The 16,108-nt window shown below is 67.2% G+C and carries 21 protein-coding genes; 10 read left to right on the forward strand and 11 right to left on the reverse strand.

All coding sequences use genetic code 11. The annotated features are described in order from the left end of the window. Positions 1–50: 50 nt before the first annotated feature. The 4 genes from modC to WJM96_RS04400 all read right to left on the reverse strand — a co-directional run bounded on the left by modC (position 51) and on the right by WJM96_RS04400 (position 2,768). The gene (gene modC, locus WJM96_RS04385; protein ID WP_424811204.1) at positions 51–1,133 is read right to left on the reverse strand and encodes a molybdenum ABC transporter ATP-binding protein; all 1,083 of its coding nucleotides are present in this window, start codon (positions 1,131–1,133) and stop codon (positions 51–53) included. Continuing rightward, a complete protein-coding gene (modB, locus tag WJM96_RS04390; protein ID WP_424811205.1) occupies positions 1,133–1,795 on the reverse strand; it encodes a molybdate ABC transporter permease subunit in 663 nt (220 codons plus the stop codon). Before modB ends, modC begins: the two co-directional genes overlap by 1 nt. Before the next feature lie 74 nt (positions 1,796–1,869). Then, entirely contained in the window at positions 1,870–2,625 is a 756-nt protein-coding gene (locus tag WJM96_RS04395) for a TSUP family transporter (protein WP_424811206.1), read from the reverse strand. Further along, positions 2,622–2,768 (reverse strand): DUF3553 domain-containing protein, encoded by a 147-nt coding sequence (locus WJM96_RS04400; protein WP_424811823.1) that lies wholly within the window; start codon positions 2,766–2,768, stop codon positions 2,622–2,624. Before WJM96_RS04400 ends, WJM96_RS04395 begins: the two co-directional genes overlap by 4 nt. Before the next feature lie 189 nt (positions 2,769–2,957). Between WJM96_RS04400 and WJM96_RS04405 the strand changes: the two genes are divergently transcribed. From WJM96_RS04405 to WJM96_RS04430, 6 genes are all read left to right on the forward strand, one after another. Beyond that, positions 2,958–3,569, forward strand: a complete 612-nt coding sequence (locus WJM96_RS04405; RefSeq protein ID WP_424811207.1) for a histidine phosphotransferase family protein — start codon at positions 2,958–2,960, stop codon at positions 3,567–3,569. 156 nt (positions 3,570–3,725) lie between these two features. Beyond that, the gene (locus WJM96_RS04410) at positions 3,726–6,224 is read left to right on the forward strand and encodes a chemotaxis protein CheW (RefSeq protein ID WP_424811208.1); all 2,499 of its coding nucleotides are present in this window, start codon (positions 3,726–3,728) and stop codon (positions 6,222–6,224) included. A gap of 12 nt (positions 6,225–6,236) precedes the next feature. Next, positions 6,237–6,710 (forward strand): chemotaxis protein CheW, encoded by a 474-nt coding sequence (locus tag WJM96_RS04415; RefSeq protein WP_424811209.1) that lies wholly within the window; start codon positions 6,237–6,239, stop codon positions 6,708–6,710. Next, positions 6,707–7,093, forward strand: a complete 387-nt coding sequence (locus tag WJM96_RS04420; protein WP_424811210.1) for a response regulator — start codon at positions 6,707–6,709, stop codon at positions 7,091–7,093. The genes WJM96_RS04415 and WJM96_RS04420 overlap by 4 nt, the downstream gene beginning before the upstream one ends. Before the next feature lie 2 nt (positions 7,094–7,095). Next, positions 7,096–8,145, forward strand: coding sequence for a chemotaxis-specific protein-glutamate methyltransferase CheB (gene cheB / locus WJM96_RS04425; protein WP_424811211.1), 1,050 nt, complete (start codon positions 7,096–7,098; stop codon positions 8,143–8,145). Further along, positions 8,142–8,969: a CheR family methyltransferase gene (locus WJM96_RS04430; RefSeq protein WP_424811212.1), complete on the forward strand. Its 828-nt coding sequence runs from the start codon at positions 8,142–8,144 to the stop codon at positions 8,967–8,969. Before cheB ends, WJM96_RS04430 begins: the two co-directional genes overlap by 4 nt. A 1-nt stretch (position 8,970) precedes the next feature. Here the strand turns inward: WJM96_RS04430 and WJM96_RS04435 are convergent, their stop codons facing one another. From WJM96_RS04435 to WJM96_RS04445, 3 genes are read right to left on the reverse strand one after another with little or no spacing between them, the layout of a single operon-like run. After that, positions 8,971–9,645, reverse strand: coding sequence for an amino acid ABC transporter permease (locus WJM96_RS04435; protein WP_424811213.1), 675 nt, complete (start codon positions 9,643–9,645; stop codon positions 8,971–8,973). Between the two features lie 4 nt (positions 9,646–9,649). After that, a complete protein-coding gene (locus tag WJM96_RS04440) occupies positions 9,650–10,330 on the reverse strand; it encodes an amino acid ABC transporter permease (RefSeq protein ID WP_424811214.1) in 681 nt (226 codons plus the stop codon). 1 nt (position 10,331) lies between these two features. Next, positions 10,332–11,171 carry a transporter substrate-binding domain-containing protein gene (locus tag WJM96_RS04445; RefSeq protein WP_424811215.1) on the reverse strand — a complete coding sequence of 280 codons (840 nt, stop codon included), beginning with the start codon at positions 11,169–11,171 and terminating at the stop codon, positions 10,332–10,334. Between the two features lie 160 nt (positions 11,172–11,331). On the opposite strand from WJM96_RS04445, the gene WJM96_RS04450 reads away from it, so the two are divergent. Further along, entirely contained in the window at positions 11,332–11,553 is a 222-nt protein-coding gene (locus WJM96_RS04450) for a hypothetical protein (protein ID WP_424811216.1), read from the forward strand. On the opposite strand, the gene mtnA is transcribed toward WJM96_RS04450, so the two are convergent. From mtnA to WJM96_RS04465, 3 genes are all read right to left on the reverse strand, one after another. Beyond that, positions 11,535–12,614, reverse strand: coding sequence for an S-methyl-5-thioribose-1-phosphate isomerase (gene mtnA, locus WJM96_RS04455; RefSeq protein WP_424811217.1), 1,080 nt, complete (start codon positions 12,612–12,614; stop codon positions 11,535–11,537). The two genes, WJM96_RS04450 and mtnA, sit on opposite strands and share 19 nt — an antisense overlap. A 77-nt stretch (positions 12,615–12,691) precedes the next feature. Then, positions 12,692–13,189: a UPF0262 family protein gene (locus WJM96_RS04460; RefSeq protein WP_424811218.1), complete on the reverse strand. Its 498-nt coding sequence runs from the start codon at positions 13,187–13,189 to the stop codon at positions 12,692–12,694. Continuing rightward, positions 13,167–13,598, reverse strand: coding sequence for a DUF983 domain-containing protein (locus tag WJM96_RS04465; RefSeq protein ID WP_424811219.1), 432 nt, complete (start codon positions 13,596–13,598; stop codon positions 13,167–13,169). The genes WJM96_RS04460 and WJM96_RS04465 overlap by 23 nt, the downstream gene beginning before the upstream one ends. 70 nt (positions 13,599–13,668) lie before the next feature. On the opposite strand from WJM96_RS04465, the gene WJM96_RS04470 reads away from it, so the two are divergent. Next, positions 13,669–14,337, forward strand: coding sequence for an aspartate/glutamate racemase family protein (locus tag WJM96_RS04470; protein WP_424811220.1), 669 nt, complete (start codon positions 13,669–13,671; stop codon positions 14,335–14,337). Beyond that, positions 14,334–14,744, forward strand: coding sequence for a ketosteroid isomerase-related protein (locus tag WJM96_RS04475; protein ID WP_424811221.1), 411 nt, complete (start codon positions 14,334–14,336; stop codon positions 14,742–14,744). The genes WJM96_RS04470 and WJM96_RS04475 overlap by 4 nt, the downstream gene beginning before the upstream one ends. Here the strand turns inward: WJM96_RS04475 and WJM96_RS04480 are convergent. Next, a complete protein-coding gene (locus tag WJM96_RS04480) occupies positions 14,733–15,536 on the reverse strand; it encodes a S49 family peptidase (protein WP_424811222.1) in 804 nt (267 codons plus the stop codon). The genes WJM96_RS04475 and WJM96_RS04480 overlap by 12 nt on opposite strands. A 55-nt stretch (positions 15,537–15,591) precedes the next feature. Between WJM96_RS04480 and WJM96_RS04485 the strand changes: the two genes are divergently transcribed. Then, positions 15,592–16,002: a CoA-binding protein gene (locus tag WJM96_RS04485; RefSeq protein ID WP_424811223.1), complete on the forward strand. Its 411-nt coding sequence runs from the start codon at positions 15,592–15,594 to the stop codon at positions 16,000–16,002. Positions 16,003–16,108: the final 106 nt, after the last annotated feature.

Genomic DNA, 16,108 nt, shown 5'->3' on the forward strand with positions numbered 1-16,108 from the left:
TCACTTCTCGATGTGGAATGATCGCCCGTCGCGTAAGGGCGGCGTAAAGGTCAGCCGTCGCGGTGGTCGAAGCTCACCGACTTCAGCAACGCCCGCAGCTCCATCCCAGGCACAAGTCCGAGCCGCTCCACCGCATCGCGCGTGACGCGGGCCAGGAGGATGGTCTCGCCCACGGCCAGGCGCAGGAAGAACTCGGCCGGCGAGGGGCCGGGCAATATCTCGGTCAGCCGGGCGAGGAGCTGGTTCTGGACCGAGATGCCCGTGACTGGCACCAGCGCGACCGCGATGTCGCGAGCCCGGAGCCGCAGGCGCATCCGCGCGCCCGGCATCTCGGGCCGCAGCGGCACGACGAGTTCGCCGCCCGCGAAGCCGATGCGGCTGAGGCCGCGCCCGGGATCGTGGTCGAGCAGCCGGCAGGAGATCACCACCCCCGCGTCGCGCCGGGCGGCCAGGGGCAGGTCGGTGCGTGCCGTGAGTTCCTCCACGCTGCCTTCAGCCAGGACCCGGCCGGAATCCAGCAGCACCAGCCGGTCGGCCAGCGCGTCCGCCTCGTCGAGCGCGTGGGTGACGTAGAGGATTGGTAGCCCGGCTACGTCGCGAAGTTTGGCGAGGAAGGGAAGGATCTCGGCCCGGCGGGCGGCATCGAGCGCAGCCAGGGGCTCGTCCATCAGCAGCAAGCGCGGGCGCATGAGAAGGGCGCGTCCGAGGGCCACGCGCTGACGCTCGCCGCCGGAAAGGCTGCCGGGGCGCCGTGCCAGGAGGTGCTCGATGCCTAGCAGCGCCAGCACCTCCTCGAAGCCCGGGCCCGTGTCTGAGGCCGATGCGCGGCGGAGGCCGTAGCGCAGGTTGGACCCCACGCTCAGATGCGGAAAGAGCCGCGCTTCCTGGAAGACCAGCCCGAAGCGGCGCCGCTCGGGTGGTGTGAAGACGCCACGAGCGGTATCGAGCAGCGTCTCGCCGGCGAAGGCGATGCGGCCCTCTCGGGGGCGCAGCAGCCCTGCGACGGCCTTGAGAATCGTGCTCTTTCCGCAGCCGGAGGGGCCGAAGAGCGCCGTGACGCCGGCGGCCGGCGCCGCGATCTCGACGTCGAGCGAGAAGCCGCCGAAACCGTGCCGCAGTGCCAGCTCCAGCATCAGGCGCGGCCCAGTAGGCGATGCATCCGGCGGGCGATGAGCTCGGCCAGCAGCAGCCCGGCCATGGCGAGCGAGAAGGAGACGAGCGCGAGCCGCGCGGCCGTCGCCTCGCCGCCCGGGGTCTGGGTCGCGCTGTAGATGGCGAGGGGGAGGGTCTGCGTGGCGCCGGGGATATTGGAGGCGAAGGTGATGACGGCGCCGAACTCACCGAGCCCGGCGGCGAAGGCGGTGACGGCGCCGGCCAGGATGCCGGGCGACATCAGGGGCAGCGTCACCGTCAGGAAGCGGTCCAGGCGGCCAGCTCCCAGGGTGGAGGCGGCCTGCTCCAGTCCGGGATCCACCTGCTCGAGCCCGAGCCGGATCGAGCGTACGATGAGCGGAAAGGACATCACGGCCGTGGCAAGCGCGGCACCGTCCGTGGTGAAGACCAGGCGTATGCCGAACCACTCCATGAGCGGCGCGCCGATGGGGCCGCGCACGCCGAAGAGCATGAGCAGACCCCAGCCCACCACCACGGGCGGCACCACAAGTGGAAGATGGACCAGCGCATCGAGCAACATGCGACCCGGGAACCGCCCGCGCGTCAGCAGCCAGGCAATGCCGATGGCCGGCAGCAACGAGGCGAGCACCGAGCGGGAGGCGACATCCAGACTCAGGCGCACGGCTTGCCATTCTTCGGGGCTGAGCTGCATGGGTCAGTCGTTATAATCGGTCGGAAATATCGAACGCAAGACGCTCAAATCAGGAGCGCAAAGCTTCCGCTCGCGATGAGGACCGCGAGGGCGAAGGGCTTGTACAGCCGGAGCGGAACCACGTGGAAAAGCCTCGTGCCGATCCGCACGCAGATCACGAGGACGGGCAGGATCCAGACCAGCTTCGCGAAGACCGCCGCGGTGATGATCCCGCCCCAGAGCGGGCCGAGGACGGAGACGATCGCGATCAGCCCGAAGAAGAGGATCAGGTTGGCGCGGTGCTGTCGTACATCCTCGGGGCCGGCGAGGAGGTAGAGGATGACCGGCGGCCCGCTCATCCCGGTCGCGCCCTTCAGCAGGCCCGAGGTCGTTCCGACCGCCAGGTTGAGCCCCAGCGGGCGGCTGCCGTGATAGCGCCAACCGGACATCAGCAGCGCGCCGAAGAGCAGCACGAAGCCGCCGATGAACCGCCTCAGCAGGTCCGGATCGGCCGAGAGCAGGACGATCGTGCCGATCGGCGTGGCGAGGCAGGCGGCGCCCCCAATGGGCATGATCACGCGCCGGTCCGCTTCCTTGAGAGCGCGGGGGAGGAGCTGCATGGAGACGACAAGCTCGAGCAGCAGGACCACGGGCACGCCGGCCCTCGGCTCCCAGAGGGCGGAATAGACGGGCGCCAGGATGATGGCGGTGCCGAAGCCGGCATAGCCGCGCATGAGCCCGGCGATGGCGGTGGCGAAGACGGCGGCCCAGAGCTGCCAGGTGCCCGGCAGCGCCAGGACCGCGGAAAGGAAGTCGCTCAATCCTCGAGGGGCTCCAGTTCGACCACGGCCGCATTGACGAGGATCTTGCCGGCATTCTCGAAATTCACGGTGACGCGCAGCCCGATGACGGACTGCACCTGGCCGATACCCCATTCCGGCATGCTCGGATGGCGGACACGCATGCCGGGCTCGATTTCGATCACTTCTGGCTTCCTCCGGATCACGGTTGAAACGCAATCGGCAGAGAAAGGGAAGGTGGTCGGTTCATTGGGGTTTCGGCAATCCTCGCTGGCGTAGTGCTGGCCTGGAACTTGCGGTGCCATGCCGCACGAAGGCCTCCACTCCCCCGAGGCCGGTCTCCGAGGTAAGACATGATCAGCATGACGTCCGATCCGCGCCTGGCCGAGCTGCTCGCATCCAGGATCTGCCACGACCTGGGAGCGCCCGTTTCCGGCATCGGGGCTCTCGTGCCGCAGGCGGCGCAGACCGATGCCCAGCTCCTCCTGAAGGAAACCGCCGAGGAGCTCCGCTTCCGCCTCACCCTCTTCGCGGCTGCCTTCGGCCAGGGCGACGACCGCGCGTGGAACGATCTCCCCAGGCTATTGGCCGGCGCCCCCATGGCGCACCGCGTGCGCTTTGATGTCGTGCCCTCGAATGCCAGGATTTCCGCCGCCGAGACCCGGATCCTTCTGGCGGCCGCGCTGCTGGCGGCCGAGGGACTTCCGCGCGGCGGCGCCGTTCGGATCGCCCGCGAGGAAGGCGGCATCATCGCTGTCGCCATGGAGGGGCGGGATGCCGAATGGTCGCCCGCGCTGATCCGCCTCCTGTCCGGCGGGAGCATCGCTGCGGCGATCGAGGAAGGTCCTCGGCATGTCCTCGCGCCCTGGCTTTTCGCGCAGGCCGGGGCGGCGGGTGCGGAGATCAGTCTCGCGGTTCCGGTGGGCGTGCAGGTGCCGCCGCTTCTCCTCGGACTAGGGGCCTGATTCGCCGGGTGCGTTGCAAATTGCGGCGCTAAATGCGCGGGCAACGTCTTTACGTTTTCTTCGGATGCCCTCGGCAGATTGGCCCCGCGCTTCACTGGGGCGCCATCGCGACATGGCCGGAATGCCCCCGGCGCGCGAGAGCCGAGGGGATGGCCGATGGACGATTTGCTCGCGGATTTTCTGACCGAGACGAATGAAGGCCTGACAAATCTCGACGCGGCCTTGTTGCAGCTCGAACGGAATCCCGCGAACGCGGCCATTCTCTCCGAGGTCTTCCGGACGGTTCATACCATTAAAGGGACATGCGGCTTCCTCGGCCTGCCGCGCCTGGAGGGCGTCGCGCATTCGGCCGAAAACGTGCTGGGTCTCTGGCGCGATGGGTCGCTCCGCGTCACGCAGGACGGCATCACGCTGATCCTTTCGGTAACGGATCGGATCAAACAGATCGTGGCCGGGCTGGAGAATGCGGGCGAGGAGCCGGCGGGCGATGACAGCGGCCTGCGCCGGGCCCTCGATGCCCTGGCGTCCGGAGAGGCGGCCTCCGAACCGGTTCAGGCGGAACCCGTCGTGGCGGAGGCTGTGGCGGATACGGCCATGGAGACGTCCGGGGCCGGCGGCAATGCCCCTCAGACCATCCGCGTCGCCGTGGACGTCCTGGAGGATCTCATGGTGCTGGTGAGCGAGCTGGTGCTCACCCGAAACCAGCTTCTCCAGCTCGCGCGCTCCGAGGAGAATGCGGCGTTCGCGGTCCCGCTGCAGCGCCTCTCGCAGATCACTTCTGATCTGCAGGATGGCGTGATGAAGACGCGCATGCAGCCGATCGGCAATGCGTGGTCGAAGCTCCCGCGCCTCGTGCGCGACCTGTCGCGGGAACTGGGGAAGCGCATCGAGCTCGACATGCGCGGTGCGGAGACGGAGCTTGACCGGCAGGTGCTGGAGCTCATCAAGGACCCTCTCACCCACATGGTCCGCAACAGCGCAGATCATGGGCTGGAGATGCCTGAACAACGTCGCTCGGCAGGCAAGCCAGAGACTGGTCGCGTGATTCTCAACGCTTATCACGAGGGTGGGCATATTGTCCTCGAGATCGGGGATGATGGCCGGGGCCTGAATACCGAGCGCATCAAGGCCAAAGCCCTGGCGAACGGGCTCGCGACCGAGGCCGAGCTGGCGGGCATGAGCGAGCGGGAGATTCATCGCTACATCTTCCGCGCAGGCTTTTCCACGGCGGCCGAGGTCACGTCGGTCTCTGGCCGGGGCGTCGGTATGGATGTGGTGAAGACCAACATCGAGCGCATCGGCGGCACGGTGGACCTCCTTTCGCAGGAACACCGGGGAACCACCTTCACTATCAAGATTCCGCTGACCCTGGCTATCGCGGCGGCGCTGATCGTGGAGGCCGGTGGCGAGCGCTTCGCCATTCCGCAGTCGAGCGTGTTGGAGCTGGTGCGTGTCGGCTCAGCCGGCGGCCCGCGGGTGGAGCATGTGAAGGACGCGCCCGTCATGCGGCTGCGCGACGAGCTCCTGCCGCTCGTTCCGCTGAGCAGGCTGCTGCGACTGAATCCTATGGGTGAAGCCGAGGGTCAGGAGGGCTTCGTCGTGGTCGCGCAGGTGGGCACCCAACTCTTCGGCATCACCGTGGACCGAGTGTTCGATACCGAGGAAATCGTGGTGAAGCCGGTCGCTCCTATTCTCCGGCATGTCACGATGTTCTCGGGAAATACCATCCTGGGCGATGGCAGCGTCATCATGATCCTGGACCCGAGCGGCATTGCCCGCGCCAGCGGCCTGGGTGCCGAGGCGGGCGATGGGGCGGCGCTCCAGCAGCGGGACCTCGTGACCACCGCCAGCTCCCGCGTGGTTTCGCTGCTGCTGTTCAAGGCCGGCGATGCGGCCCCGATGGCGGTGCCGCTTGCTGTGGTCGCGCGGCTGGAGAATCTGGAGGTCGCGCGCATGGAGCGCGCCGGCGGTAACCTCGTCGTCCAGTATCGCGGCAAGCTCATGCCCCTGGTAAGCTTCGACCACTGGGTTCCGGCACCCGAGGCGCGCACCCAGGCTGTGCTCGTCTTTGGCGACGATGACCGCGCCATGGGCCTGATGGTCGATGAGATCCTGGACGTGGTTGAGGTAATGCTGGAAGTGGACGCCACCGGTGCGCGTCCCGGCTTCTTGGGCAGCTGCGTGGTCGATGGCCGTGTCACCGACATTCTCGATCCGGCGTACTGGCTGAAGCTCGGTTGCCGCGATTGGTTCCAGCGTGGGTCTGCGCGTTCGAGCCGGCCGCGTTTGCTGATTGTCGAGGATAGCGACTTCTTCCGGAACCTCATTGTCCCTGCGCTCATGGCTGCAGGATACGAACCGACCACCGTTGCCAACGGCCGCGATGCCTTGCGCCTTCGCGACGCCGGCGAGGTCTTCGATGCCATCGTGTCTGACATCAACATGCCTGAGCTGGATGGCTTTGGTCTGGCGAGGGCTGTGCGGCAAGGAGGCATCTGGTCGGAGTTGCCGATGATCGCGCTGTCTGGCCAGTCGGATCCGGCGGATGTGGAGCGCGGGCGGGCGGCCGGGTTCAGCGACTACATCCCGAAATTCGACCACGAAGCGCTTCTCGCCAGCCTGCAGCAATGCCTGCAGCCGATCCTGGCGAACTGAAGGAGCTGCACGATGCTGACGATGGAAGCGGATACGGATGCCCGCGGCGTGAAGGCCGATGGACAAACCATGATGCTCACACTGACCGTTGCCGACCAGCTTTGCGCGGTGCCGGTCCTGGCGGTCCGGGATGTTCTGGGCCCGCAAGCCATCACGCGCATCCCGCTCTCTCCTGCAGAGGTCGCGGGTAGCCTGAATTTGCGGGGCCGGATCGTTACCGCCGTGGATCTGCGCCTTCGCCTCGGCCTTCCGCCCCGCGCGAGGGACGAGCAGCCCATGAGTGTCGTGGTGGAGCAATCCGGGGAGCTCTACAGCCTGCTGGCGGATGAGGTGGGTGACGTGCTGGTGCTCGGCGCGGAAGGCCGTTCGGGAAATCCGCCGACCCTGGAGGCGTCATGGAAGGATGTCGTCCAGGGCGTGTATCGTCGGGACGACCGGCTGCTTTTGCTGCTCGATGTCGATCGACTGCTGCACATCGGCATATGATCGCCATGCTCAAGGGGGCCTGCCTGGTCGTCGATGACAGCAGCACCGTCCGAAAGGCAGCGCGGCGGATGCTGGAGCAACTCGGCTTCAACGTGCGCGAGGCCGGGGATGGGCAAGAGGCGCTCAACGCCTGCCGCGCCGACCTGCCGCGGGCCGTGCTGCTGGACCGCAATATGCCGGTGATGGACGGCCTGGTTTTCCTCCGGGCCCTGCGAGAGGAATTCGGCCCGGACCAACCCGTGGTGATCATGTGCACTACCGAGGCAGGAACGGAGCAGATTCTCGAAGGACTGGAAGCCGGGGCGCAGGAGTACGTGATGAAGCCATTCGACCGGGAGGTCTTGGCGAGCAAATTGGCTCAGGCAGGGCTCCTTCCGGCGTGAACATGCTGTCCAAGCTGCGCGTCATGCTGTGCGACGACAGCGGCACCGTTCGCGCCGCTCTCGCCCGCATCCTGGAAAGCGACGCGGCCATCGAGATCGTCGCCCGCGTGGCTGACGGCTCTCAGGCGCTGAGGGCACTCGACTCGGCGGCGGCGATGCATCGCGCGGAGGTCGTGCTGCTGGATCTCGAAATGCCGGTCATGGATGGCATGACCGTGCTGCCGCGCATCCTCGAGCGGAAACCGCGGCCCGTCGTGATCGTTGCGAGCGCGCTGACGCAAAAGGGTGCTGCGGCCACGATGGCCGCCCTCAGCGCCGGCGCTTCGGATTATATATCGAAACCGTCTGCTGCAGCCGGAGGGTTGAACGATCCGGTCTTTCGAGCGGACCTGCTGGCGAAGGTCAAGGGGTGGGCGCGTCTGCGCGACGGCACCGCCAGGATCACCCGTCCGAGGCCGGCGGTGGTGCGCAGCAGGCCCAAGGTCGTGTGCATCGGAAGCTCTACGGGCGGGCCCCAGGCCCTCGCCACGCTGGTTCGCCGGCTGCCGCGCAAGCCGTCCGTTCCCATGCTGCTGGTCCAGCACATGCCAGCGGGATTCACGAGCATGCTGGCCGAACACCTGTCCGGCCTGGGTGGGCCGAAGGTGATTGAGGCCAGGGAGGGCGATGTGCTTGAACCGGGGGTTCTCTTCCTCGCGCGCGGCGATCGCCACCTCGTCGCACGTCAGGTGGAGGATCGGGTGATCCTGCATCTCTCCGAAGGGCCGCCTGAGAATTATTGCCGGCCGGCCGTCGACCCCACGCTTCGCAGCCTCGTCGCTGTTTACGGGGGCGGCGTCCTGGCCGTGATCCTGACAGGGATGGGTCACGACGGGCTGGCTGGTTGCCGAGGCGTTTCGGAGGCGGGGGGGGCTGTCTGGGCGCAGGACGAAGCTTCGTCGGTGGTTTGGGGTATGCCAGGTGCGGTTTCACGCGCAGGTTTGGTTTCCGAGCAGGCACCGCCGATGGTGCTGGGCGACACCCTGGCCGATGTGGCCGGAGTGCATTCATGACGCCCGCGACATTCGAATTTCTGGCGAGCATCGCCAAAACCCGCTCGGGCGGCGTCATCGCCCGCGAGCAGGACTACATGCTGCGGACACGCCTGGGGCCGCTGCTGAAGCGTGAGGCTCTGCGCGACCTCGACGCCTTGGCCACGCGGCTCCGGTCACCGCTCGGCGAGAGCCTGGCGCAAGAGGTCACTGAACTTCTCACGACCAATGAGAGCAGCTTCTTCCGGGATGGTTGGCCATTCGAGCACCTACGCCGCTTGCTGCGGCAGCTGCACGCGGCGCGGCCGGCAGGCCATGTCATCCGGATCTGGTCGGCAGCCTGCTCGACAGGCCAGGAAGCCTATTCCATCGCGATCTTGCTGGCGGAGCTCGGTGAGGCTGACCGGAGTTTCGCGGCGCGCCGCTTCGAAATCCTGGGTACCGACATCACCGGCCATGTCCTGGACCGCGCGCGGTCCGGCGTGTTCACGCAGTTCGAGGTGCAACGCGGCCTTCCCATACGGACATTGATGACGCGCTTCACCCAGTTCGAACCCGGCCGCTGGCGTATCCTGCCGGCGGTGGCGAACCCATGCCGGTTCGAGCGATTCAACCTCCTCCATGACGCGCGCGCGCTGGGGCGGTTCGACGTCGTTTTCTGCCGTAATGTCCTGATCTATTTCGACGTGCCGACCAAGGCGCGGGTGCTGAACGCCCTCGCGCGGCAGGTGGCACCCGACGGGGCCGTTTATCTCGGCTCCGCCGAGACGGCGATCGGCGTGACGGACGCGCTCGTGCCGCACCCGGACGAGCGTGGCGTCTACGCGATCGCGGCGCGGCCCTGAATCAACCGCGGCGAGCGATCTGCCGGTTCTCGAGGCGGGACAGCAGACGCACCACCGGCCAGAGCAGGATGAAATAGGCAACCGCCGCGGCCATGATCGGCGTGGCATTGTAGGTCACGCTCTGTGCCTGTCGCGCCTGGAAGAGCAATTCCGGCAGGGCGACGACGGCTGCGATCGATGTGAGCTTCACCACCTCCAGCGTGTTGGAGATGAGGTCCGGCAAGACGTTTCGCACCGCTTGCGGCAGGACCACGAGGCGCATGGCGCGGGCGCGCGAGAGGCCGAGGGAGCGCGCGGCCTCCATCTGGCCGGCCGGTACGCTTTCGATCCCGGCCCGCAGGATCTCGCCATAATAGGCGCCGGTGTTGAGGAAGAAGCCGATAGCCACAGCGGTGAAGGCACTAACCTCGAGCCCTGCGAAAGGGAGCCCTGCATAGACGAAGACCAGCAGCACCAGCGGCGGTAGGGACCGGAAAACATCCACCCAGGCGATTAGGACCATGCGTAGCCAACGGCGGCGCGATGTCGACAGCAGCGCGAGGATCACACCGCCGAACAGGCCCAGAGGGACGACCACGCAGGAAAGCAGGACGGTCTGCAGCAGCCCATCCAGGAGGATGGGCCAGGCTTCTGCGAGAATCTCGAAGTTGAAGAAGGCGTCGAGGAAATCCTGCATCGGCCTAGCGCTTCCAGGCGAAGCGCGTCTCGACCCAGCGGCCGAGAACGACGACGGGGAGGAACAGTGCCAGATAGGCGGCCGCGCCAAGGGTCAGCGGTGTCGGATTGAAGGAGAAGGACACGCCCGCCTGCGCTGCGCCCAGGATCTCCGGCACCGCCACTACTGAGGCGAGTGCCGTGCCCTTGGTGATGGCGATGGTACGGTTCACCAGCGGCGGGATCACCACGCGCAGCGCTTGCGGCAGGATTACGCGGAAGAAGGTCACGAGAAAGGACAGGCCGAGGCTTCGTGACGCCTCCCACTGGCCCTTGGGCACCGCGGTGATGCCGGCCCAGAAGATCTCCTCGGAGAAGGCCATCAGAACCAGCGAGAGCGCGAGCCAGGCCGCCACGAAGCCCGACAGCGAAAGCCCGGCCGCCGGCAATCCGAAATACAGCAGCACGATGATGACCAGGGGCGGCAAGGCGCGGAACAGATCTATCACGAAGATGATCAGCCAGTTCAGCGGCCGGAAGCCCATGGCGCGCAACACGGCGAGGAACAGCCCCGTCGCGAGCCCCGCCACGATCACCAGCCCCGCCAGCGCGAGCGTCAGCCAAAGCCCCTCAATGATCTTCGGGGTGTACTCGGCGGCGACGCGGGCGTTGAAGAAGCTGTCTGCGAACTTTTCCCAGCCGGTCACGTCAACCGCAGGTCGGGTTCTGCGGCGTCGCGTCCCAGCCGGGCATGTCGGGCGGACCGTATCCTGGGAATTCCATCACCTCTGCCTGATCCGGGCCGGGGCGGTTTCCGAACCAGCGTTCGCTGATCCGGGCGACGGTGCCATCGCGCTTCATGCACACCAGCACGTCCTCCACCTGGTTGCGGAGCGCGCCGGAATCACGGCGGAAGGGCGTGCCCCAGTGGAAGCGCGTGCCAGGCAGCACGAAATCCGCGACGAATTGCGGCGTACGGCTGGCGCTATAGCGGACCACCGTGTTGCCCGAGAGATTGGCCCGTGCGCGCCCCTGGATCACCGCCTGCACCGCATCGGGCTGGGTGTCGAATGCGAGCAGAGTAAGGTTCAGGCGCTCCGCATTGTTTCGGACCCATTGCTCATAAGGCGTGCCCTTGTTCACGCTGATCGTCTGGCCGCGAAGATCCTCTTCCGAACGGATCGGCGCCGAGCCGCGGCGGATTCCGAACTGGAGCTCCGTCCAAAGATAGCCTTCGGTGAACAGGAGGTTCTCGGCGCGCTCCCGTGTCACGGTCGTCGGCGCGCAGAGGAAATCGTATCGGCCGGCATTCATCGCGGGAATCAGGCCGGAGAAGCTGGCACTGTCGATGACCAACTCACGGCCCATGCGGCGCGCGACCTCGCGGAACAGGTCGATCTGGAAGCCCTGCACGCCGCCTTGCAGCGAGGGGAAAGCATGTGGCGCGAAGGTGCCGTCCACGCCGCAACGCAGGGGCGGCTGGGACTGCGCCAGGGCAGGTCCGGCAAGGAATGCGGCAAGCGCGGCGGCGATCAGGGAACGTCGCATGGGAACACCTTCGGGCTGAATCTCGCGCCGAGCTTCCATGGCTTTTCGCCTGGACGCAACTTGCCTTCGCCATGGGCAGGGGTGCCACGAAAATGCCCTGCCTTCTCCCTCTTGCCGCCTGGGCGCGCTGAGAAAAACAGGCTCAGGAGATCAACACATCATGCAGCGCTTCGGCTTTGCCCTTGTCCTCTTTGGCCTGACCCTCGTGCTGAGCGTGGTCGGCATGCTGCTGACCGACGGGCTGACGCCCGGTCGCGTCGCGCCGGGCTTCGCCGCGATCGCGGCGGGCGCGGGCGGCGTCCTGCTGGTCATCGGCCTGCATATGCTCGAGCGCGGACGGCCGCATGCGTCGCGCTTCGGTCCTCACACCTTTTCGGGGTAGAGGCCGGACAGCCCGTCCTCAGTCGCGGCGCAGCGGCCGCGCTCGGTGATGAGGCCGGTGACGAGCCGCGCCGGCGTGACGTCGAAGGCCGGATTGGCGGCGGCACTCCCCGCCGAAACCACGCGCACCGTCTCGATCCGGCCATCGGCGGTGCGGCCCGTCATGTCCGTCACCTCGGCGCCCGAACGTTCTTCGATCGGAATTTCCGAGACGCCGTCGCGAACCCGCATGTCCAGCGTCGAATGCGGCAACGCCACCCAGAAGGGCACGCCATTGTCCTTTGCGGCCAGCGCCTTGAGATAGGTCCCGATCTTATTGGCCACGTCACCCGTGCGGGTCACACGATCCGTGCCGACGATCACGATGTCCACTTCGCCGTGCTGCATGTAGTGACCGCCGGCATTGTCGGCGATGACGGTGTGCTTCACGCCATGCGCGCCGAGCTCGAAGGCGGTCAGCGCGGCTCCCTGGTTGCGCGGGCGCGTCTCGTCCACCCAAACCTTCACGTCGAGGCCGGCATCATGCGCCATGTAGATGGGCGCCAGCGCCGTGCCCCAATCCACGGTCGCGAGCCAACCGGCGTTGCAATGCGTCAGCACATTCACGCGGCCCTTCTTCTCCGCGATCTCGCGCAGCAGAGGCAGGCCGTTCTCGCCGATACGGCGGCAGGTCTCGGCATCGTCGTCAGCGATGGCGGCCGCCTCGGCATAGGCTTCGGCGGCGCGGGCCTCCAGCGGCAGGTTGTGCAGCTTGGCCCGCTGCCGGTCGAGCGCCCAGCGCAGGTTGATGGCGGTGGGGCGCGTCTCGTTCAGCACCTCCAGCACCTCGTCCAGCTTCGCGGGATCCTCGCGCATGGCGAGTGCGACGCCATAGGCCGCGACGGCGCCGATCAGCGGCGCGCCGCGCACCTGCATGGAGCGGATGGCGTGGGCGGCCTGCTTCCAACTCGTGAGGCGGATCACCTCGACCTGCCAGGGCAGCTTGGTTTGATCGAAGATGTTCACCGACCAGCCGTCGGAATCCAGCCAGACGCTGCGGTAGGACACGCCGTCGATCTTCATGGTGCGCTCGGATCCTTACAGGGTATGCGGGAGTTGTCGCGCGGCAGCACCGGCGTCAAGCGTCCGGCGCGTGAAAGTCAAACGCGCTGGTGCAGCGCCGCGATCAGGGTGAAGAGGCGCCGGGCCGTTTCGAAATCCACGCCGATACGGCCTTCCAGCCGGTGGGTGAGAAGTTCCGCTGCCTCGTTGTGCAGCCCGCGGCGACCCATATCGATGGCCTGCACGCGCGCATCCATGGCGCCCTCGGTCACGGCCTCCTCATGCTTTTCGACCAGCATGAGATAGTCCTTGATGAGCCGCCGGAAGGGGCCGAGCACGAGGATGATGGCGTGCAACGGCTCATCGGCCGCGTCCCGGATATCCAGGATCAAGCGTCCCTCCCGCACCATCAGATGCAGGATGAAGGGGCCCGGGCCGAGGCCGTGCGGGTCGAAGTGATTGCCGCGCAGAAGATCCTCGATCGCCTGGCGCCGATCGGCCTCCGCATAGGCCGACGGGGGAGGGGGCGCGTCCGGAAGTTCGATCCGGACCAGCCGCTGCTCCGACCCCGCCTCAGCTTCGAGGGTCGTCGGCACCGTTGAAGCCGAGCCGGCACATCAAACCCACGGTCGCACCCTTGATCGGGCGCAGGAGCAGCGTGGTCGCGACCGCGAAGAGCGGTAGCCAGACTACCATGTGAAGCCACATGGGCGGCTCGAAATGTCGCTCAACCCAGAAGACAGGGGGCACGAGCAGATGGCCGACGATGAAGATGGTGAAATAGGGGGGCGCATCGTCCGCGCGCAGCTTGCCGAGCGGCGCGTGGCAATTCTCGCACTCGTCCACGACGCGAAGAAAGCCCTTGAAGACCTTGCCCTCGCCGCAGATCGGGCATCGGTTCCGCACACCGCGCCACAACGCCGTCTTCAGCGGCGGGATGACATAGGGCGAGGCCGGCGAGCGGCGATCGGGTTCCCAATATGAAGGCGGTGCGATGTCTGGCATGGTGCGCTGCACAAAATGGGTTCTGACAACTAAGATGGCAAGGATTGAGTGTTCCTGCGATGCTCCGGAAATGCATGGCCGTATCCTGATCATCAATCCGAATTCATCTCGATCCTGCACCGATGGGATCGCCGAGGCCGTGGCGCCCTTTGCGGCGCCCGGCCTGCCGCGTATCGACGTAACACGCTTGGCCAATGGGCCGCCGGCTATCGTCACCTGGCGGGACTGGTACGGCGTGGCCGAGCCCCTTTGCCGCGAAGTGGAGCGTGAAGCTGCCGATGCCTATGTCATCGGATGCGTCAGCGATCCGGGCCTGGAGGCGGTCCGCACGGTCACCGACCGGCCCGTCTTCGGCATGTTCCGGAGTGCCGTCGCGGCCGCCATCGCGAGGGCCGAGCGCTTCGGCATCATCGGGTTCACCCAGAAATCCCTCCCGCGTCAGCGCCGTGCGCTCCAGGCCATGGGCGTCGAGGATCGGATGGCGGGTTGGATTCCGCTGGACCTGCCCATGGAGGTCCTGACCGATCCGGTGGCCCCGCAGGCCCGCATCGCCGCCGCCGCCCGCGAATTGCGCGAGCAGGGCGCGGAAGTCGTCGTCCTGGGCTGTGCCGGTATGGCCGGCCATGTGGCGGTGACGGCCGAGGCCAGCGGCCTGCCGGTCATCGAGCCCTGCCAGGCCGCCGCCGCGGCAGCCTTGCTGGCCGTAATCGGCGCCCGGATCCCGAGCCTCGCCACATGAGCGAAGCCTTGATTCAGCGGTATTACGCCGCTTTCAACGCCGGCGATTGGGCAGGCATGCTGGATTGCCTGACACCCGACGTGATCCACGACATCAACCAGGGCCCACGAGAGCACGGCCGCGAAGCCTTCCGCGCCTTCCTGGCCCGGATGGAGCGCAGCTATCGCGAGCGGGTCGAGGATCTCGTGGTGATGACGAGCGCGGACGGGCTCAACGCCTCGGCCGAGTTCACCATCAACGGTGCCTATCTGGTGGCGGATGAGGGGCTGCCGCCGGCGTCCGGGCAGCCCTATGTGCTCCCGGTAGGTGCCTTCTTCGCCATCCGCGACGGCAAGATCTCGAGGGTCACCAACTACTACAACCTCGAGAACTGGCTCTCGCAGGTGCGGCGGCGGCTAGAGGCCTAGCCGCGCCCAGGCGGCGCGCTCTTCCGCGGCGGTCAGCACGCTTGCCGCCGCGCCGGGCAGCAAGTTCAGCGGGAAACGCCGGCGGCGCGGGCCGATCGGGACGACGCGCACTTTGTCGCCGAAGCGGCGCTTCGCCTCCGAGCGGACGTCCCCCAACCCGTCGCAAAGGCCGAGCTCGAGCGCGCGCCGGCCGATCCAGAAACGGCCGGTGAAAAGCTGCTCTTCGGGCGCCTTGAGCCGATCCCCCCGGCGCTCGCGGACCCAGTCCTTGAATTCGGTGTGCAATTCCGCCAGCAACGCGTCCAACCTCACGACATCCTCGTCCTTCTGAGGACGGAAGGGATCGCCGAGGGATTTCTCGGTGCCGGCCGTCCGGACGCGCCGCTCCACGCCGAGCCGGGCCATGGTGTCCTGGAAGCCGAAGCCCGAGGAGATGACCCCGATCGAACCGAGGATGGAGGCCGGGTCGGCGATGATGTCGTCGGCCGCGCAGGCGATCCAGTACCCGCCCGAGGCGGCGGCATCCTCTGTCACAGCCACGACCGGCACCTTCTTCTCTTCCGCGAGCTGGCGGATGCGCCTGGCGATCAGCGCGGACTGCACGGGCGACCCACCCGGCGAGTTGATGGCCAGGAAGACGGCCGAAAGCCCCTTCATTCCGAAGGCACGCTCCAGCAACGGATGGGCGCCCGCGATGTTCAGACCCCCGAAGGGTCCACTGCGCGCTGCGATCAGCCCCTCCAGGCGGAGAAGCGCGACGAGGGGTGGGCGGCGACGGAACGGGTACCACATGGGTTGTGAAGATGCGCGCGGCACCCTTCGATGCAAGCCGCGCCTGGAGAAGACGATGGATATTCGCGAGTTGCTGCTCACCACCCGTCGCATTGCCCTGGTGGGCGCCTCGGACCGCCCGGACCGCGCCTCGAACGACGTCATGAAGTTCCTGCTGGACCGGGGCTACGACGTGACGCCGGTGAACCCGACCCTGGCCGGGAAGGAAATCCACGGCCGTCAGGTCGTGGCGAGCCTGGAGAAGGCGAAGCCGCTCGACATGGTGGATGTTTTCCGCCGCAGCGAGCAGGCCGGGGAGGTCATGGATGAGGCTGTGTCGCTCGGCGCCCGGTCCGTCTGGCTGCAGCTCGGCATCGTCAACGAGCCCGCCGCCGGTCGCGCGAAGGCCAAGGGCGTTGAGGTGGTGATGGACGACTGCCCCAAGATCGCCTGGGCCCGGCATCGCCTGCCGAGCCGGATCGGATGAGCGCCATATCGACAAATTATGACAGATCGTTCACTTCTTGAAAGCGGGCGGCGGCCGGGCCACCTTCCGGTCTCGAACGGCGCGAGCCGCTCTCGGAGGGAAGGAC

This window comes from Roseococcus sp. YIM B11640 (assembly GCF_049727625.1).
In the GTDB taxonomy this organism is placed as follows: Bacteria; Pseudomonadota; Alphaproteobacteria; order Acetobacterales; family Acetobacteraceae; genus Roseococcus.

Bases quoted from the DNA above. Each gene is read 5' to 3' on its own strand.
- WJM96_RS04405 (WP_424811207.1), top strand. From the start codon at position 2,958: ATGATCAGCATGACGTCCGATCCGCGCCTGGCCGAGCTGCTCGCATCC.
- WJM96_RS04475 (WP_424811221.1), top strand. From the start codon at position 14,334: ATGAGCGAAGCCTTGATTCAGCGGTATTACGCCGCTTTCAACGCCGGC.
- WJM96_RS04445 (WP_424811215.1), bottom strand. From the start codon at position 11,171: ATGCGACGTTCCCTGATCGCCGCCGCGCTTGCCGCATTCCTTGCCGGA.
- WJM96_RS04430 (WP_424811212.1), top strand. From the start codon at position 8,142: ATGACGCCCGCGACATTCGAATTTCTGGCGAGCATCGCCAAAACCCGC.
- WJM96_RS04435 (WP_424811213.1), bottom strand. From the start codon at position 9,645: ATGCAGGATTTCCTCGACGCCTTCTTCAACTTCGAGATTCTCGCAGAA.
- WJM96_RS04485 (WP_424811223.1), top strand. From the start codon at position 15,592: ATGGATATTCGCGAGTTGCTGCTCACCACCCGTCGCATTGCCCTGGTG.
- WJM96_RS04465 (WP_424811219.1), bottom strand. From the start codon at position 13,598: ATGCCAGACATCGCACCGCCTTCATATTGGGAACCCGATCGCCGCTCG.
- modC (WP_424811204.1), bottom strand. From the start codon at position 1,133: ATGCTGGAGCTGGCACTGCGGCACGGTTTCGGCGGCTTCTCGCTCGAC.
- WJM96_RS04400 (WP_424811823.1), bottom strand. From the start codon at position 2,768: ATGCGTGTCCGCCATCCGAGCATGCCGGAATGGGGTATCGGCCAGGTG.
- WJM96_RS04410 (WP_424811208.1), top strand. From the start codon at position 3,726: ATGGACGATTTGCTCGCGGATTTTCTGACCGAGACGAATGAAGGCCTG.
- WJM96_RS04415 (WP_424811209.1), top strand. From the start codon at position 6,237: ATGCTGACGATGGAAGCGGATACGGATGCCCGCGGCGTGAAGGCCGAT.
- WJM96_RS04470 (WP_424811220.1), top strand. From the start codon at position 13,669: ATGCATGGCCGTATCCTGATCATCAATCCGAATTCATCTCGATCCTGC.
- WJM96_RS04420 (WP_424811210.1), top strand. From the start codon at position 6,707: ATGATCGCCATGCTCAAGGGGGCCTGCCTGGTCGTCGATGACAGCAGC.
- WJM96_RS04480 (WP_424811222.1), bottom strand. From the start codon at position 15,536: ATGTGGTACCCGTTCCGTCGCCGCCCACCCCTCGTCGCGCTTCTCCGC.
- WJM96_RS04450 (WP_424811216.1), top strand. From the start codon at position 11,332: ATGCAGCGCTTCGGCTTTGCCCTTGTCCTCTTTGGCCTGACCCTCGTG.
- mtnA (WP_424811217.1), bottom strand. From the start codon at position 12,614: ATGAAGATCGACGGCGTGTCCTACCGCAGCGTCTGGCTGGATTCCGAC.
- cheB (WP_424811211.1), top strand. From the start codon at position 7,096: ATGCTGTCCAAGCTGCGCGTCATGCTGTGCGACGACAGCGGCACCGTT.